Below are 16911 nucleotides of genomic sequence, written 5' to 3' on the forward strand. Positions count from 1 at the left end.
CGCGTGAGTTACCGCGAATTAGTCATTGATGCGGCGCGTGACACCGCCGAAGCGCTGTCCGACGCGCTGATGGATCTGGGCGCCTTGTCCGTATCGATCGAAGACGCGGACGCCGACACGCCCGACGAGCAGCCGGTGTTCGGTGAACCCGGCATGATCGTGCAGGCCCAAAGTTGGCATCACTCGCGCGTGGTCGCGTTGCTGTCGATCGATCAGGACCCGGACGTTCTGCTGCAGGCAGCGGCAAACCTGTTGCAATTGCCGGTGCCCACTTTCGAGACGCGTGAAGTGGCGGATCAGGATTGGGTCCGTCTGACGCAATCGCAATTCGCGCCGATCTCCATCGGCAAGCGTATCTGGGTCGTGCCGTCCTGGCACGATGCACCGGACCCGCAAGCGTTGATCCTGGAGCTGGACCCTGGCCTCGCTTTCGGCACCGGCAGCCATCCCACGACGCGCCTCTGCATGGAATGGCTCGAGGAACAGGTCAAAGCGGGCGACACCGTCCTCGACTACGGCTGCGGCTCAGGCATCCTGGCCATTCTCGCGGCCAAGTGCGGCGCGGGCGACGTCGTGGGAATCGATATCGATGCGCAAGCGGTCACGACCGCCCACGACAATGCGGCACGCAATCGCGTCGCGAGCCCGGCGCTGCGTTTCGGTCTGCCGGCCGCCTTACCGGCCGCGGTCACGAACGCAGCGGCTGACGCCATACCGACCGATGCCGTCGCCGCACCGGGCGCCACGTTCGATATCGTCGTTGCCAATATTCTGTCGAATCCGCTGAAAGTGCTGGCGTCGATGTTATGCGGGCGCGTGCGTCCCGGCGGCCGCATCGCCCTTTCCGGCGTGCTGGCACGGCAAGCGGAAGAAGTCGCTGCCGCCTATGCACCGTGGATCGACATCACGGTCTGGCGTGAACACGAAGGCTGGGTCTGTCTTAGCGGCGTGCGCCGTGACGTATCTGCCGCATAAGCCCGCCACCGCGCGCCCACGCCGGCGCTCGGCGGTCTGTCACGCCCGCGAAAAGGCTTCCGCGAATCGCGTTCGCGTCGTAGTTGCGTCGTAGTTGCGTCGCAGCTGCGTCGCGCGAATGGGATTGCGATGCCATTCGACGGCGAATATTAAAATAGCTATCGCGTCACGCATTTCCCCCTTATTCAATCTGAGGAATTACCTTGGCCTCGCTCATCTGCGGTTCACTCGCCTACGACAACATCATGACCTTCGAAGGTCGTTTTGGCGAACATATCCTTCCGGATCAGGTGCACATCCTGAACGTCAGTTTTCTCGTGCCGACGATGCGCCAGGAATTCGGCGGCTGCGCCGGCAATATCGCGTACAGCCTGCGCATGCTCGGTGGTGATGCACGCATCATGGCCACGATCGGCGGTGTCGATGGCCAGCGTTATCTCGATCGATTGAGCGATTTGGATCTGCAGGCGCACCATGTGCGCGTGATCGACGGTGCGAGCACCGCGCAGGCGATGATCACGACGGACCTCGATAACAATCAGATCACCGCTTTCCACCCTGGCGCGATGATGGAGTCGCACCGCAACGACGCCGGCGAAGCCTGCCAGGCGAGCGATGGCGCCATCAAGGTCGGCATTGTCGCCCCCGACGGGCTGGACGGCATGATTGCGCACTGCGAACAATTCTCAAAAGCGGGCGTCCCCTTCATATTTGATCCGGGTCAGGGCCTGCCGCTGTTCCAACAGGACACGCTACGCCGTATGATCGATCTCTCGACCTATCTGGCGCTCAATGACTACGAAGCCAAGCTGGTCGAAAACAAGACCGGTTGGTCCTGGGACGAAATCGTTGCACGCACGCAAGCCACCATCGTCACGCGTGGCGAAAAGGGCGCCACCATCTATCACGATGGCCAGCAGGACGACATCCCTGTCGTGCCAGCCGAACGCATCGTCGACCCGACGGGTTGCGGGGATGCCTTCCGCGGCGGTCTGCTGTACGGTATCGAAAACGGCCTGGACTGGCCGACGACAGGTCGCCTTGCCAGTCTGATGGGCTCGTTGAAGATCGCGACGCAGGGTCCGCAAAACTACGCATACAGTGTCGATGAACTGCATGCCGCGTTCCAGCGTGTCTTCGGATACGCCTTGGCCTGACCGACGGCCGAGTCGGATCAGACCGCGACGCCTTGCCCTGCTACGCGAACCGTTCTAACGTGACGCGAAGCACGGCACGACGCCAGCTTGCGAATGCGCCATCCCCCGGGTTCAATCGCATCGGTGTGAAAAAGCACCTGCGTTGCCGAGTCGATCGGGCAAGGCAGGTGTGTCGAAATGGAGAAGACGGAAATGAACAAGCATAGGATCTTGCCCGGCGCGTTTATCGTGCCTTTGACCGCAGTCTTGCTGGTCATGCAGGGTTGCTCGACCAATGGCGCTTCGGCGGACTCTTATACCGTGTCGCAGGCGCAACGCGAGCAGACTGTGCGCTTGGCAACCGTCGAGACCGTTCGCGCCGTGCAGATCCGCGCCGGCGAAACCACCGGCCTCGGTGCGATCGGCGGCGGCGCGGTGGGGGCCGTCGCGGGCAGCGCCATCGGCGGCGGTCGCGGTTCGCTGCTGACCGGTATCCTCGGCGGCATCGGTGGCCTCGTGGCCGGCAATGCGATCGAGCGCGGCGTGGGCAACAAGCAAGGCGTCGAGATTACCGTGCGCCTCGATAACGGCGATCTTCGCGCCATTACGCAAGCAGCAAGCGGTGAGACCTTTGCAGCCGGACAACGGGTGCGACTGCTGACCAGTGGCGGCGTGACGCGCGTCACGCACTGAACGATACCGACTCAGACCGGTTCAGCAAGAAAAGAAACCCGCACTCGCATCAGCGAGGGCGGGTTTCTTTTTATAGGGAGGGGGCGTGGCATACGATATCGCGTCTTGCCATATCGTACGCCGTCGTCCAGGCGATGCCTTGGCGCTGGACGGTCTAGGGACCGCTGCCAGACACGCGCATCGCGCCGGATAACCGTCGCTCCCTTCTGCTCCGTTGCCGCGCGGACGCGGCATCGCATTACGGCTTCGGGCTGGTAGGAAACGGCCAGGCACCCGAGGTGCTGAGCGTCGTCTTCACCGCAGGTACCGACGAAGGGATCGTTGCCGCAGGGGCAGGCTTGGCGGCCGACTTCTTTGCAGCGGCCTTCTTCGCAGCAGCCTTCTTTGCCGGCGCCTTCTTGGCGGCCGTCTTTTTGGCAGCAACCTTCTTGGCGGCAACCTTTTTCGCAGCGGCCTTCTTGGCAGGCGCCTTCTTGGCGGCTACTTTCTTGGCTGCAGCTTTCTTGGCAGGCGCCTTCTTCGCGGCAACCTTCTTGGCTGCTACTTTCTTGGCAGCAACCTTCTTGGCGGCAACCTTTTTCGCAGCGGCCTTCTTCGCCGGTGCCTTCTTCGCCGCTACCTTCTTGGCTGCCACTTTCTTCGCCGCTACTTTCTTCGCTGCGACCTTCTTTGCCGGCGCCTTCTTGGCAGCAACCTTCTTCGCTGCTACTTTCTTGGCGGCGACCTTCTTCGCTGCTACTTTCTTTACCGCAACCTTCTTTGCAGCAACCTTCTTGGCCGGTGCTTTCTTTGCAGCGACCTTCTTTGCAGCAGGTTTCTTTTTGGCGGTAGCCATGTTTTTCTCCTTCAGTTGTCGGATGAAATGTAAAGCAACAACACCCTACGTCGGGAACCCGTTCGCGCTGATCCAGTCCGGCATTGCGGCCTGACCAAAACGTCGAGTGAACGGGCTATTCGTCCGCTGAGAACCTGAGATCGGCACCCAACGGGCGAATGCGGCAACGCGCACGCTACCAGCGGCGGTAGCATGCGCGTGTAACGCGACGAGGCGCCCGATGGTGGGACCTCCGCGTTGAAACGGTTGATGAGGCGATCCGCACGACCGATGGCATCGGCGTTTTTTTCGGAATCGGAATCGTAATTGGATCGTTTTAAAACCGGTCCTTTTTTTGGAGGGTCGTTGATCCCTCCCACTGAAGGGATCGCAAAGGGCTCTCGGTCATCTAGGTGGGCCAACAGGCCGCACGAAGCGCTTTGCATCAGGACGACGTTCCCCTGCTCTGTTGAAAGGCCAATCCATCCAGCCCAGCCGACGTCCCACGCTTTCTAGGATGTCCTGCACGCTGCACGCTGTTTGCGCACGGGACGTCGCTGCTGCTTTCCGAATATCCGCCTTGATACGTTGCGGCGCGTGGCATCGCGCTCGACAACCTCTCTCACCGCTGTCTTTTTTTGCCGCTGTCTTCTCTACGTCGACAACGCCGCATCGATGCGTCGTTGTCTAAATCGGGTGTTGCTGCCGCGATAGCATGACTCGGCCACATACACCATGCTACCGCCTCCACGGAAAATGTGGAGCAAACATCATTCCACCACGCGATATCGTCCCGCTTATCAAACTCTTCTGCCTCGCCATAGGCGACGCGATGCGATATCGAAGGATCGCGCCGGCGCGACCCCGAGCGCCGGACTACCCACCATCACTCCCAGGAGAGTGCGCCACCGGTCTGGTATTCGATGACGCGCGTCTCGAAGAAGTTCCGTTCCTTCTTCAAGTCGATCATCTCGCTCATCCACGGGAACGGGTTCTCTTCATTCGGGAACATCGTATCCAAACCGATCTGCTGGCAACGACGATTGCAGATAAAGCGAAGATACCCCTTGAACATGCTTGCGTTCAAGCCCAATACGCCACGCGGCATCGTATCTTCCGCGTACTTGTACTCCAGATCCACTGCCTGACGGAACAAGTCGGTGATTTCCGCGCGGAACTCGGCAGTCCACAGGTGCGGGTTTTCCAACTTGATCGTGTTGATCAGATCGATGCCGAAGTTGCAGTGCATCGATTCGTCGCGCAGGATGTACTGGTACTGCTCGGCGGCGCCGGTCATCTTGTTCTGACGTCCCAATGCCAGAATCTGTGTAAATCCGACATAGAAGAACAAACCTTCCATGATGCAGGCGAACACGATCAGCGAGCGCAACAGCTGCTGGTCGGTCTCCAACGTACCCGTCTTGAATGCCGGATCGGTCAGCGTATCGATGAAGGGCAACAGGAACTGATCCTTGTCGCGGATCGACGTGACTTCGTTATACGCATTGAAGATCTCGCCTTCGTCCAAACCGAGCGACTCGACGATGTATTGGTACGCGTGCGTATGGATGGCCTCCTCGAACGCCTGGCGCAGCAGGAACTGACGGCATTCCGGCGCGGTAATGTGCCGATACGTACCCAGCACGATATTGTTCGCCGCCAGCGAGTCCGCGGTCACGAAGAAGCCCAGGTTCCGCTTCACCACACGACGCTCGTCGTCCGTCAGGCCGTTCGGATCCTTCCACAGCGCGATGTCGCGCGACATGTTCACTTCCTGCGGCATCCAGTGGTTCGCGCAGCCCGCCAGGTATTTTTCCCACGCCCACTTGTACTTGAACGGCACCAACTGGTTGACGTCGGTCTGACCGTTGATGATCCGCTTATCGCTGACATTGACGCGCGCCGTCGGACTCGGCACGTTCTCTTGCGTGGCTGCCGGCGCCTTTGCCACATCCTGTGCGAACGCCGCTTGGGCTTCCGGCATCGCTTGCGGCGACGTCACGCCCGATACCGCGCGCTCGTTCACACCACCGGCGTTTTGCACCGACGACAATCCAGCGCGTTGCGTCGCGCCAGCTTGCGCCGCGGAAGTTTCATCATCCCAGTTCAGCATTGACTCTCACCATTTATTCAAGTCGGGTTGTACCATTTTTTGTGACGCGATAAAAGTGTCGCTTGCACAAAAAAGCTGTTTTGTCTTGCCGTGCATCGCGTGTTAGCAACATCCCGGCTGCGGAACGTGTATCACGCCATGCACGCTTTATCGTTTGCCTGACGGCTTGCATCGACTGCGGACGATCGTTCCTCTGTCGCGGACCGTCGCGCGTCATGCACCGCGACGCCCATCGATGACCTTCGTTGGCACGTCGCCCTGGTGTCGCGCACTTCGTATGCCGCCCCGAGTGCAGACGTGTCGATCACACGTCGAGTGGGGCAGAATCGCGTCGCCGAGCGGTGCCCGTTAGGGATCGAAGTCAGCGCGTTTCTATGCGCTGCCCCACCGCCACCGTGATGAAGCTCACCATCACGACCTCGCCTCGACATGCATCGAGCCATCGCGTCGGATCGATCACCCCGCATAGTCGGTGCCGTCGTCGATGCGAAGCCGCTACCGTCGATGCCACGCATTGCTCGCGCATCGGCATCGGGTCGTCGCACACACTCGCGCATGCTGTCGGACCTGCCTGTCCCGCGATGTTTCAAGTGTAGCACCCATCATCTTCTTCGCCCACCCGAAACCACTAAATCTAGTGCTTTGCATCGCGCGTTGAAACTAGATGTTGCGAGCATTTCCGACCAGCGCGATGCGGGTCGATGCGCAACGAACCGGCTCGCGAATCGCGCGACAAGCCGCATATCGCGGCGACCGCGATCGCCGCGAGGGCGAAGAAAAAGGGTCGAACGATGAGAGTGTCGCCCCCTGTCGGACACGACGTTCCTCCCACCCATTCGACCCCGATCGACGCGTTACATCACACGCCACCGAATCGACGAAATCGACGATTCGGCAGACACCTTACTGACAGGCTTCGCATTCCTCGAAGCCGTCATCGCCCGGACGCATCATGCAGACCGGACCATCGGCTTCCTCTGCCGCGGCTTGTACCGATGCCGGCACCACCGATGCCACCGACGTGGTTGCTGCTGCGGCGGCTGCCGCCGAGACGCCGTTGTCGCCGCTCGGTACCGCGTTCAGCGCACCGTGCGCCACCGTCGACTTCTCGACGTGCGTCGCCGCCATCGTGCGCAGGTAATACGTGGTCTTCAAACCACGCAGCCACGCTTTCTTGTACGTCTCGTCCAGCTTCTTGCCCGACACGCCGGCCATGAAGATGTTCAGCGACTGCGACTGGTCGATCCACTTCTGGCGACGCGATGCCGCTTCGACCAACCACGACGGATCCACTTCGAAAGCGGTCGCGTAGAGCGCACGCAGGTCCGCCGGAATGCGGTCGATACGCGACAACATGCCGTCGAAGTACTTCAGATCCGCGACCATCACTTCGTCCCACATGCCGCGCGCTTTCAGATCACGGACCAGGTACTCGTTGACGACGGTGAACTCACCCGACAGGTTCGACTTCACATACAGGTTCTGGAACGTCGGCTCGATACACGGCGAGACACCGATGATGTTCGAGATCGTCGCGGTCGGGGCGATCGCGATGCAGTTCGAGTTACGCATACCGAACTTGGCGACGCGTTCACGCAGCGGCGTCCAATCCATCCGGCTCGACATATCGACTTCCAGATAGCCGCCACGTGCTTCGGCCAGCAGCTTCAGCGAGTCTTGCGGCAGGATGCCACGATCCCACAGCGAACCCTTATACGTCGAGTAGTGGCCACGCTCTTCCGCCAATTCCGTCGACGCGTAGTAGGCGTAGTAGCAGACCGCTTCCATCGACTCGTCGGCGAACTCCACCGCCGCGTCCGAGCCGAACGGCGTACGCAATGCATGCAGGCAATCCTGGAAGCCCATCACGCCCATACCCACCGGACGGTGCTTCATATTCGAATTGCGCGCCTTCTCGACGGCGTAGTAATTGATGTCGATGACGTTATCGAGCATCCGCATGGCGACACTGATCGTGCGCTTCAGCTTTTCGTGATCGATCTGCATCTTGCCGTCGACTTCGTGCAAGTGCGCGACCAGGTTCACGGAACCCAGATTACAGACGGCGATTTCGTCCGGGCCGGTGTTCAGCGTGATCTCGGTGCACAGGTTCGACGAGTGCACGACACCGATGTGCTGTTGCGGCGAACGCACATTGCACGGGTCCTTGAACGTGATCCACGGATGGCCGGTTTCGAACAGCATGCCCAGCATCTTGCGCCACAGTTGGTTCGCCGGCACCTTCTTGAACAGCTTCATCTGGCCATTGGCCGCCTGCTGTTCATAGGCCACATAGGCCTTTTCGAATTCGGCGCCGAATTTGTCATGCAGGTCCGGGCACAGCGACGGCGAGAACAAGGTCCACTCGCCGTTCTCCATCACGCGCTTCATGAACAGATCGGGGACCCAGTTCGCCGTATTCATGTCGTGCGTCCGACGACGATCGTCGCCGGTGTTCTTACGCAGTTCCAGGAATTCCTCGATATCCAGATGCCACGTTTCCAGGTAGGCGCATACGGCGCCCTTGCGCTTGCCGCCCTGGTTCACCGCGACAGCCGTATCGTTGACGACCTTCAGAAACGGCACCACGCCTTGCGACTTGCCGTTCGTGCCCTTGATGTGCGAACCCAGCGCACGCACCGGCGTCCAGTCGTTGCCGAGACCGCCGGCAAACTTCGACAGCAAGGCATTTTCCTTCAACGCTTCGTAGATCCCTTCCAGATCGTCCGAGACCGTCGTCAGATAGCACGACGACAACTGCGAGCGACGCGTCGCGGAATTGAACAGCGTCGGCGTCGAGCTCATGAAGTCGAACGTCGACAGGATGTTGTAGAACTCGATCGCCCGCGCTTCGCGGTCGACTTCGTTCAACGACAAGCCCATCGCGACGCGCATATAGAATGCCTGCGGCATTTCGATACGCGTGCCTTCGACGTGCAGGAAGTAACGGTCATACAGCGTCTGCAAACCGAGATAGCCGAATTGCAAATCGCGGTCGGCGTGCAAGGCGGCAGCAAGACGCGGCAGATCGAACGTCAGCAGCTTCTCGTCGAGCAGCTCGGCGTCCACGCCACGCTGAATGAACGTCGGGAAGTATTCGGCGTAACGCGTGTGCATCTGTTCCTGCGTCACTTCCCCACCGAGGATCTCGCGGCGGATCGTGTGCAGCAGAATGCGGGCCGTGACCTGGCTGTATGCCGGGTCCTGCTCGATCATCGTCCGCGAGGCGAGCACGGCCGAGTCGTAGACCTGGCTCATCGGCACGCCGTCGTACAGATTCTTGATCGTCTCGGCCAGGATCGGCTTCGCCGACACGGCGCTGCCCAGATTGGCGCAAGCCGAGGCGATCAGCTCATGCAATGCCACCAGATTCAGCGGACCGCGGAAGTCGCCGTCGACGACATTGATCGTGACTTCGGGATGCACCGGCACCGCGCTCAAACGCTCCTGCGAGCGCTTCTCGCGATACAACACATAGGCACGCGCCGTGTTGTGCTCGCCGGCACGCATCAGTGCCAGCTCGACCTGATCCTGGATGTCTTCGATGTGGAACGTCCCGCCGTTCGGGCGGCTGCGCAGCAGCGCGCGCACGACGTTCTCCGTCAGTTGCTCGACCAGCTCGCGCACGCGAGCCGATGCGGCACCCTGCCCGCCATTGACCGCCAGGAAAGCCTTCGTCATGGCGACGGCGACCTTCGACGGTTCGAACGGCACAACCGAACCGTTACGGCGGATCACCTTGTGGTCCGGGTAGGTCGGTGTTCCGGCACGTGCGACACCCGCCGCACCGCTACCTGCACCGCCCTGCGCTCCGGGCAACGGCGTCTCGCGTACGGACGTCGTGACGTTCTCGGTCGATTGCATAAACACATACTCCTGGTCTGGGCAACAATGTGCCGAAATTGAGATATCCGCTATCGCGCTGCCTGGGCGGACAACCGTTGCTCCATCATGAAACATCGGTAGCCGCCGCATTCGGCGCGCGTCCGGAAATACAAAAATGAGATACGAGCCACGCGCCGATCCGGCTCGCGTATCACGACCGGACTCAGGCACACGGCCTGTGGAAAACTGCCTGACTGAGGGTGAAACCTTTAGAAACAGAAGGGCCTGGCCCGATGGCGGGGCTTGCGCGGCGCGCACCATGAAGTTGCACACCGGTTGTCCGCGAGTTACCCACCACTTATCCCCAGGTCACTACCAGATGTAGTGGCAAAACCCTGAATTCGCACTAAGTATAGTAGTTCAAGCGCGCCACCGCAAACCGTTTTTCTGCCCATTTTTTGGGCGCTGATTTTGGTTTTTTTTACACGCGGCGGTATTGTTTGTCGTGTAAAGACATGGCGATACAGCGGCATTTTTAGGTGCGCCGCATGCGATGTTGAACGCATCGCATGGCCGGCGGGCGGTGCCGGGCCGATAAAGGTCCAGTGTCCGCCCAAGCGCGAGCTTATCCCGCGCCGTCGCGCGCCGATTCGGGCACGCCGCGTAGCAAGACCGACGACAGATTGGACAGCCGGGCGTAGTGGGACCAGTTGAAATGCGGCCCCGGATCGGTCTTGCGCCCTGGCGCGATGTGCTCGTGACCGGCAATCGCATCGATCGGATGCCGCGCCGTGACGGCGGCGGTCAGCGCTGCCAGCGACCGATATTGCGCCGCATCGAACGGCGCCGTATCGGTCCCCTCCAATTCGATACCGATCGCGAAATCGTTGCAGCGCTCACGGCCTTCGAACGCCGACACCCCGGCATGCCACGCCCGCTCGCAGGTGGACACGAACTGCGTGATCGCCCCGTCGCGCGCCACCAGAAAATGCGACGACACGCGCAGATTGGCCAGCGCCGCGTAGCAAACCTCCGCGCTGCAGTCGAGCGTGTTGTTGAAGAAGGCTTGAACGTCGCCGGTGCCGAAGCGACCAGGCGGCAAACTGATGTTATGGATGACGAGCAGGCTGGGTTCCGTGCCGCGGGCCCGAACGTCGGCGTTCGGCGAGCGCTGATGCACGACCGTTCCTTCGCCCTCGGCGACATGGCACACCTGTCCGCCCTTCAGACCGGACGCGACGCTCGCCGATTCCTCGACCGGCCATACCCAGCCGTTGGCGTCGAGGATCAGGTTGCGCGACTCATTGATCGGCATCGAACTTTCCACAAAGACGGCGTTGTCCATGCGGACGGCCGCGCTACGCCGCAGGCGCGCGTTCACCGTCCGCATAGCGACGCGCATGATCGTCGTTGCAGAAATATAGACGGAACATCGGCACCGCAGTGCTGCGGGGCGAATACGCACCGCAGCATGCGCAATGCACCATCGGCTCCGTCAAGGCGGGTGCCGCGCCTGCCCCACCCGCCGAACGTGCGGCTCCGCCGCGGGCCATGCCGGCACCGGACATCGCGCCATTTTGCGCTTCCACGATCTGCCGCAACAGGGCCGCCTTCGCGCGACGCCAAAACCACCAGGCCGCACCGAACAGCACGATCCAGAACACGATACGAGACATCAAACCACCTGCCGGTGCAACAGCACCTCCAAGACGAAGCGGCTGCCCACATACGCGAGCAGCAACGCCACGAACGACGCCAGCACCCACCGCAAGGCGGTGCGCCCACGCCAACCATAAAAATGGCGCCCCGCCACCAGGCCGCCAAACATTAGCCAGGACAGGACCGCGAACACGGTCTTGTGATCGAGACTGAAGGCACGATCGAGCAGTTGCTCCGAGAACAAAGCACCGGACAGCAGCGTCAATGTCAGCAGCGCAAATCCGGCGGAGATCATGCGGAACAACAGCTTTTCCATCGTCAGCAGCGGCGGCAGCGCGTCCACCCAACTACGGAACCAGCTCGCCGACGCGGAAACCGGCTCCGGTGTCGCATCGCCGCCCGGCGCCGACCGCGTGCGCGGATAGGCGGCTCCCACGGCGGCACCGGTGGCACGGCTGCGTCGCGCCGCGTGCAGTCGACGCTCGACGAAGAGCATCAGCACCGCATGCAGCGCGGCAATCGTCAACAGCCCGTAGGCGACATTGGCGATCAGGAAGTGCACTTTGAACAGCGGATCGGCGGCATAGTCGAGCACCCGCACGCCGGTGAAAGGCAGCGGCAGCAGCGAGGCCAGCGCCGCCAGCGGCAAGACCAGTACGCCGAGCCCCTCGAGCGGGAAAAACCAACTTTCGATCATATAGATGCCGGCACCCAGCCAGAGCATCGACGACAGCGACAAGGCGAAACCGAAGTACATACCGTTCGCGGGAAAGATCGTCATGTGCAGCAGCGTGCCATGCGCGAGCAGCGCGACGAGCAGCGCCAGACGCCCCGGCAACGGCATCATGCCGTTGCGCGCGGCAGCCGCCGACGTCCCGCTGGCGCCGGCTCCCTGCATCAGGGGCGTGACGAATCCACCGGCCGACTCGAGGTCGGTCCGGAGCCCGGGCTGTTGTCGGAAAGCACGCCAAGCGGCAATCGACAAGCCGCCATAGAGAAGCGCGGTCACCGCGTACAGTACAATGATCATGATCGGAGTTTACACTACGGCCGCCCCGCTGCGCGGTGCGCCGACACCAGACTTTCCAGCCAGACATGCTCGACAATCTCACTCAACGAATGGCCCGCGTCGTCAAGACGCTGCGCGGCGAAGCCCGGCTTACCGAAGCCAACACGCAGGAAATGCTGCGTGAGGTCCGCCTCGCGCTGCTGGAAGCCGACGTCGCGCTACCCGTCGTCCGGGAATTTATCGCAAAGGTCAAAGAAAAGGCACTCGGCGAGGAAGTCATCGCCAGCCTGTCGCCGGGCCAGGCACTGGTCGGCGTCGTCCAACGGGAACTGGTCGCCGTCATCGGCGGCGACTACTCGGGCAAGGCCGCCGAACTGAACCTCGCCGTGACGCCGCCGGCGGTCATCCTGATGGCCGGCCTGCAGGGCGCCGGCAAGACGACCACCGTCGGTAAGCTCGCCAAGATGCTGCGCGAGAAGCACAAGAAAAAAGTGCTGACGGTTTCGGCCGACGTGTATCGTCCGGCCGCCATCGCGCAGTTGAAGACGGTCACCGAGCAAGTAGGCGCGGATTGCTTCCCCTCCACCGCCGATCAGAAGCCGGTGGATATCGCGAGAGCGGCGCTGGACTGGGCGCGCCGCCACTATCATGACGTGCTGATCGTCGATACGGCCGGTCGTCTCGGCATCGACGAAGCGATGATGCAGGAAATTCAGGCGCTGCATCAGGTCCTGAATCCGGCCGAAACCTTGTTCGTCGTCGACGCGATGCTCGGGCAGGATGCCGTCAATACCGCGAAGGCCTTCAGTGACGCGCTGCCGTTGACCGGCGTCGTCCTGACCAAGCTCGACGGCGATTCGCGCGGTGGCGCGGCGCTGTCGGTGCGTCATATCACCGGCAAGCCGATCAAATTCGTCGGCGTCGCGGAAAAGCTCGATGGTCTGGAGGTATTCCATCCGGACCGGATGGCCAGCCGGATCCTGGGCATGGGCGACATCCTCGCCCTGGTCGAGGGCGCGCAGCGCGGCGTGGACATCCAGGCGGCACAGAAACTCGCCGACAAGGTCAAGAAAGGCGGCGATTTCGACCTGAACGACTTCCGCGCACAGTTGTCGCAGATGAAGACGATGGGCGGCTTGTCATCGCTGCTCGACAAATTGCCCGCACAGTTCCAGCAAGCGGCCGGTCAGGCCGACATGGGCCAGGCCGAAAAGCAGATGCGCCGCATGGAGGGCATCATCAACTCGATGACGCCGCAGGAACGGTCCAAGCCCGAACTGATCAAGGCCAGCCGCAAGCGACGTATCGCGATCGGCGCCGGCGTGCAGGTGCAGGAAGTCAACCGGATGCTGGCCCAGTACGACCAGATGCGCGGGATGATGAAAAAATTGAAGGGTGGCAATATGGCAAAGATGATGCGCGGTATGCGCGGCATGATGCCAGGCATGCGTTGATGCCACCGAAGCCCCGCCGCGCCATGCCGATGCAGACCACGGCGTGAACGCCAACCCATTCCAGACCGCAGGATAGCCGCAATGAATCGCGAAGAAGCGCTGAAGATACTGCACGAATCGGACGAAATCGTCCCGGCAGAGGCCGTCAACGCCGCCATCGACCGGATGGCGGAGTCGGTTCGCGCTGCGGTGGGCAACGACTTTCCGCTCTTGCTGTCGGTGATGGGCGGCGCCGCCGTCTTCACCGGCATGCTGCTGCCGAAACTCGATTTCCCACTCGAATTCGACTACATCCACCTGACGCGCTATCGCAATGCCACCGAAGGCGGCGAGATGCAATGGCGGGTGTCGCCAGCCGAATCCGTCAAGGATCGGGTCGTGCTGGTACTGGACGATATTCTCGACGAAGGCGAGACGATGGCGGCGATCCGCGACCGCATCGTCGCGATGGGCGCGAAGCGCTTCCTCAGCGTCGTGCTCTGCGAGAAGACGCTGACAAAGCCGAAACCGTTGAAACCGGATTTCTGCGGCTTCGAAGTGCCGGACCGTTATGTCTTCGGCTGCGGCATGGATGCGAAGGGCTATTGGCGCAATCTGCCCGCCATCCGCGCCATGGGCAACGCCGCCTGAGCGGCGCGCCCGATTTGCCCGATTACCGTGCCGTCAGCGCCTGCTTGACCTTTTCGATCGTGATGATGGCGGCGCCTTCGACCGGCACCAGCGTCGCCTGCGCATCGCGACGACCCTGATACTCGATCTTCCCTTCCTTCAGGCCGCGCTCGCCGATCACGAGCCGATGCGGCACGCCAATCAGCTCCCAGTCGGCAAACATCACACCCGGACGCTCGCCGCGATCGTCCAGGATCACGTCGATGCCGGCAGCGCGCAAGGTATCGTACAGGCGGTCCGCCTCGGACTTGACGAGCTCGCTCCGGTCATAGCCCATCGGGCATAGCACGACTTCGAACGGGGCAATCGATTCCGGCCAGATGATGCCGCGCGCATCGTAGTTCTGCTCGATGGCGGCGCCCAGGATCCGCGTGATGCCGATCCCATAGCAGCCCATCTGCATCGGCTGCGGCTTGCCGTCCTCGCCGAGGCACGTCGCCTGCAGCTTCTCGGAATAATTCGTTCCGAGCTGGAACACGTGGCCGACTTCGATGCCGCGGCACAGGGCGATCTCGCCCTTGCCGTCAGGCGACGGATCACCGGGCAGCACATTGCGCAGATCGGCGATCTGCGCGGCTTCCGGTTCCGGCAGATCGCGGCCCCAGTTCACGCCGGTGAAGTGATAGTCCACCGCGTTCGCGCCGCAGACGAAATCGTGCATCGCCGCGACGGTCCGATCGACGAACAACGTGAACGGCTTTTGCGCCTGGATCGGGCCCAGATAGCCGGGCGGCGTGCCGAAGGTCTCAACGATCTCGGCTTCGGTCGCCATCCGGGCATTCGACATTCCGGGAAGCTTCGAGACCTTGATCTCGTTCATTTCATGATCGCCGCGCAGCAGCAACATATAGACGGTTGCCGGCTTGCCGCTCGGCTTGCCCTGCTCGTCGAGCGCGTCCACCGCCATCACGATCGACTTCAGCGTGCGCTGCAGCGGAATGCCCAATTGCTCGGCGACAGCCTCGCACTTGGCGCGCCCCGGCGTGTGCGTCTTTTCGAAAGCCTGGCTGGCGGGTTCACGAGGCTGCGTCGGGGCCACGGCCTCGGCCGCCTCGATATTCGCCGCGTACTCCGACGTCGGGCAATAGGCGATCGCATCCTCGCCGGTATCGGCGATGACGTGAAATTCGTGCGAGCCGGTGCCGCCGATCGAGCCATTGTCGGCGACCACCGCACGGAACGTCAGACCGAGGCGATTGAAGATGCGCACATAGGCGTCGAACATCTTCTGATACGACACTTTCATGCCCGCCACGTCCTTGTCGAACGAGTACGCGTCCTTCATGATGAATTCGCGCCCGCGCATCACGCCGAAGCGCGGGCGGATCTCGTCACGGAACTTGGTCTGGATCTGGTAGAAATTGACCGGCAGTTGGCGATAGCTGCGGATGTCGCGACGCGCGACATCGGTGATCACTTCCTCATGCGTCGGGCCGACGACGAAATCGCGGCCATGGCGATCCTTCAGGCGCAACAATTCGGGACCGTACTTTTCCCAGCGGCCCGACTCTTGCCAAAGCTCCGCCGGTTGGATCGCCGGCAGCAAGACTTCCAGCCCGCCTGCCGCGTCCATCTCCTCGCGCACGATTTTCTCGACCTTGCGGATCGAACGCAGACCGATCGGCAAATAGTCGTAGATACCGCCGGCCACGCGCCGGATCATGCCGGCACGCAGCATCAATTGATGGCTGACGATCTCGGCGTCCGAGGGCGCTTCCTTCAGCGTGCCGATGAAAAATCGCGATGCTTTCATGCAGTAGGGTTCCGAATTAAAGTGCGCCGAAAACGACCTTCGGAAGCGCCGCGGAGGCGTCCGGACCGTCCCGGGGTGTCAAGCGCACACATATCTGTTTATAATCAAAGCAATTTTAAAGGATTCGAAGGTGGTTGTATGCTGGATCGTGAAGGCTTTCGCCCGAACGTCGGCATCGTACTGCTCAACGCGCGCAATGAGGTCTTCTGGGGCAAGCGTCTGCGTGAACATTCCTGGCAGTTTCCGCAAGGCGGGATCAAGTACGGTGAGACGCCTGTCCAGGCGATGTATCGGGAGTTGCACGAGGAAATCGGACTGCTGCCGGAGCACGTGAAGGTCATTGGCCGCACGCGTGACTGGCTGCGCTACGAGGTGCCCGACAAGTTCATTCGCCGCGAGGTTCGCGGACATTACCGCGGCCAAAAGCAGATTTGGTTCCTGTTGCGCATGGTCGGTCGCGATTGCGATATTTGCTTGCGGACCACCACGCATCCGGAATTCGATGCCTGGCGCTGGAACAGCTACTGGGTCCCGCTCGATGCGGTGATCGAGTTCAAACGCGACGTTTATCACCTCGCGCTGACCGAGCTATCGCGTTTCGTCCGTCGCACGACGGCGAAGGGTGGGAAGGAGTGTGCCGAGAAGGACTGCAGCAAAGACCTCTCCGGCGACATAGGTATGGCGCACGCGACCGACTGCGACGAAGCCCCGCTGCCCCCGTGCGATACCGTCCATGTGATCTGCAGCGATGTAGAGGGCCGGAGTAATGGTTCGAAACAGGGTGCGACGTCGCATGCGGCGGCCGATCAGA

12 protein-coding genes and 1 pseudogene are annotated in these 16911 nt (G+C 61.7%); 6 read left to right on the forward strand and 7 right to left on the reverse strand.

Going from position 1 to position 16911, the window contains the following annotated elements; all coding sequences use genetic code 11:
- Positions 1-3: 3 nt before the first annotated feature.
- The 3 genes from prmA (at position 4) to ABEG21_RS13075 (ending at position 2804) form a co-directional block, all read left to right on the forward strand.
- Positions 4-975 (forward strand): 50S ribosomal protein L11 methyltransferase, encoded by a 972-nt coding sequence (gene prmA / locus ABEG21_RS13065; RefSeq protein ID WP_347554986.1) that lies wholly within the window; start codon positions 4-6, stop codon positions 973-975.
- A 203-nt stretch (positions 976-1178) separates the two neighbouring features.
- Positions 1179-2132, forward strand: coding sequence for a carbohydrate kinase family protein (locus tag ABEG21_RS13070; RefSeq protein WP_347554987.1), 954 nt, complete (start codon positions 1179-1181; stop codon positions 2130-2132).
- A gap of 192 nt (positions 2133-2324) precedes the next feature.
- On the forward strand, positions 2325-2804 hold the full coding sequence (locus tag ABEG21_RS13075; RefSeq protein WP_347554988.1) for a hypothetical protein: 480 nt from the start codon (positions 2325-2327) through the stop codon (positions 2802-2804).
- Between the two features lie 238 nt (positions 2805-3042).
- Here ABEG21_RS13075 and ABEG21_RS13080 read toward each other — a convergent pair whose 3' ends face one another.
- The 6 genes from ABEG21_RS13080 to ccsA form a co-directional block, all read right to left on the reverse strand.
- A complete protein-coding gene (locus tag ABEG21_RS13080) occupies positions 3043-3639 on the reverse strand; it encodes a histone H1-like DNA-binding protein (protein WP_347554989.1) in 597 nt (198 codons plus the stop codon).
- A gap of 865 nt (positions 3640-4504) precedes the next feature.
- The gene (locus tag ABEG21_RS13085) at positions 4505-5731 is read right to left on the reverse strand and encodes a ribonucleotide-diphosphate reductase subunit beta (protein WP_347554990.1); all 1227 of its coding nucleotides are present in this window, start codon (positions 5729-5731) and stop codon (positions 4505-4507) included.
- Between the two features lie 903 nt (positions 5732-6634).
- A complete protein-coding gene (locus ABEG21_RS13090; protein ID WP_347554991.1) occupies positions 6635-9595 on the reverse strand; it encodes a ribonucleoside-diphosphate reductase subunit alpha in 2961 nt (986 codons plus the stop codon).
- Between the two features lie 586 nt (positions 9596-10181).
- Complete coding sequence (gene ampD, locus ABEG21_RS13095; RefSeq protein WP_347554992.1) at positions 10182-10871, reverse strand: 1,6-anhydro-N-acetylmuramyl-L-alanine amidase AmpD; 690 nt, start codon at positions 10869-10871, stop codon at positions 10182-10184.
- Between the two features lie 43 nt (positions 10872-10914).
- Positions 10915-11232, reverse strand: coding sequence for a PP0621 family protein (locus ABEG21_RS13100; protein ID WP_347554993.1), 318 nt, complete (start codon positions 11230-11232; stop codon positions 10915-10917).
- Positions 11232-12245, reverse strand: coding sequence for a cytochrome c biogenesis protein CcsA (gene ccsA, locus ABEG21_RS13105; RefSeq protein WP_347554994.1), 1014 nt, complete (start codon positions 12243-12245; stop codon positions 11232-11234). The genes ABEG21_RS13100 and ccsA overlap by 1 nt, the downstream gene beginning before the upstream one ends.
- A 65-nt stretch (positions 12246-12310) precedes the next feature.
- Between ccsA and ffh the strand changes: the two genes are divergently transcribed.
- Both ffh and ABEG21_RS13115 read left to right on the forward strand, forming a co-directional pair.
- The gene (gene ffh, locus ABEG21_RS13110) at positions 12311-13678 is read left to right on the forward strand and encodes a signal recognition particle protein (protein ID WP_347554995.1); all 1368 of its coding nucleotides are present in this window, start codon (positions 12311-12313) and stop codon (positions 13676-13678) included.
- Between the two features lie 81 nt (positions 13679-13759).
- Positions 13760-14308: a hypoxanthine-guanine phosphoribosyltransferase gene (locus ABEG21_RS13115; protein ID WP_347554996.1), complete on the forward strand. Its 549-nt coding sequence runs from the start codon at positions 13760-13762 to the stop codon at positions 14306-14308.
- Positions 14309-14330: 22 nt separating this feature from the next.
- Here ABEG21_RS13115 and ABEG21_RS13120 read toward each other — a convergent pair whose 3' ends face one another.
- Entirely contained in the window at positions 14331-16100 is a 1770-nt protein-coding gene (locus ABEG21_RS13120; RefSeq protein WP_347554997.1) for a proline--tRNA ligase, read from the reverse strand.
- 138 nt (positions 16101-16238) lie between these two features.
- On the opposite strand from ABEG21_RS13120, the pseudogene ABEG21_RS13125 reads away from it, so the two are divergent.
- Positions 16239-16709: pseudogene (locus tag ABEG21_RS13125) on the forward strand (RNA pyrophosphohydrolase); the annotation flags it as partial.
- Positions 16710-16911: the final 202 nt, after the last annotated feature.

This window comes from Robbsia sp. KACC 23696, from assembly GCF_039852015.1.
GTDB lineage: Bacteria > Pseudomonadota > Gammaproteobacteria > Burkholderiales > Burkholderiaceae > Robbsia.

Coding starts and splice junctions, on each gene's coding strand:
- ABEG21_RS13075 (WP_347554988.1), top strand. CDS start 2,325: ATGAACAAGCATAGGATCTTGCCCGGCGCGTTTATCGTGCCTTTGACC.
- ABEG21_RS13080 (WP_347554989.1), bottom strand. CDS start 3,639: ATGGCTACCGCCAAAAAGAAACCTGCTGCAAAGAAGGTCGCTGCAAAG.
- ABEG21_RS13085 (WP_347554990.1), bottom strand. CDS start 5,731: ATGCTGAACTGGGATGATGAAACTTCCGCGGCGCAAGCTGGCGCGACG.
- ABEG21_RS13090 (WP_347554991.1), bottom strand. CDS start 9,595: ATGCAATCGACCGAGAACGTCACGACGTCCGTACGCGAGACGCCGTTG.
- ampD (WP_347554992.1), bottom strand. CDS start 10,871: ATGCCGATCAATGAGTCGCGCAACCTGATCCTCGACGCCAACGGCTGG.
- ABEG21_RS13100 (WP_347554993.1), bottom strand. CDS start 11,232: ATGTCTCGTATCGTGTTCTGGATCGTGCTGTTCGGTGCGGCCTGGTGG.
- ccsA (WP_347554994.1), bottom strand. CDS start 12,245: ATGATCATTGTACTGTACGCGGTGACCGCGCTTCTCTATGGCGGCTTG.
- ffh (WP_347554995.1), top strand. CDS start 12,311: ATGCTCGACAATCTCACTCAACGAATGGCCCGCGTCGTCAAGACGCTG.
- ABEG21_RS13115 (WP_347554996.1), top strand. CDS start 13,760: ATGAATCGCGAAGAAGCGCTGAAGATACTGCACGAATCGGACGAAATC.
- ABEG21_RS13120 (WP_347554997.1), bottom strand. CDS start 16,100: ATGAAAGCATCGCGATTTTTCATCGGCACGCTGAAGGAAGCGCCCTCG.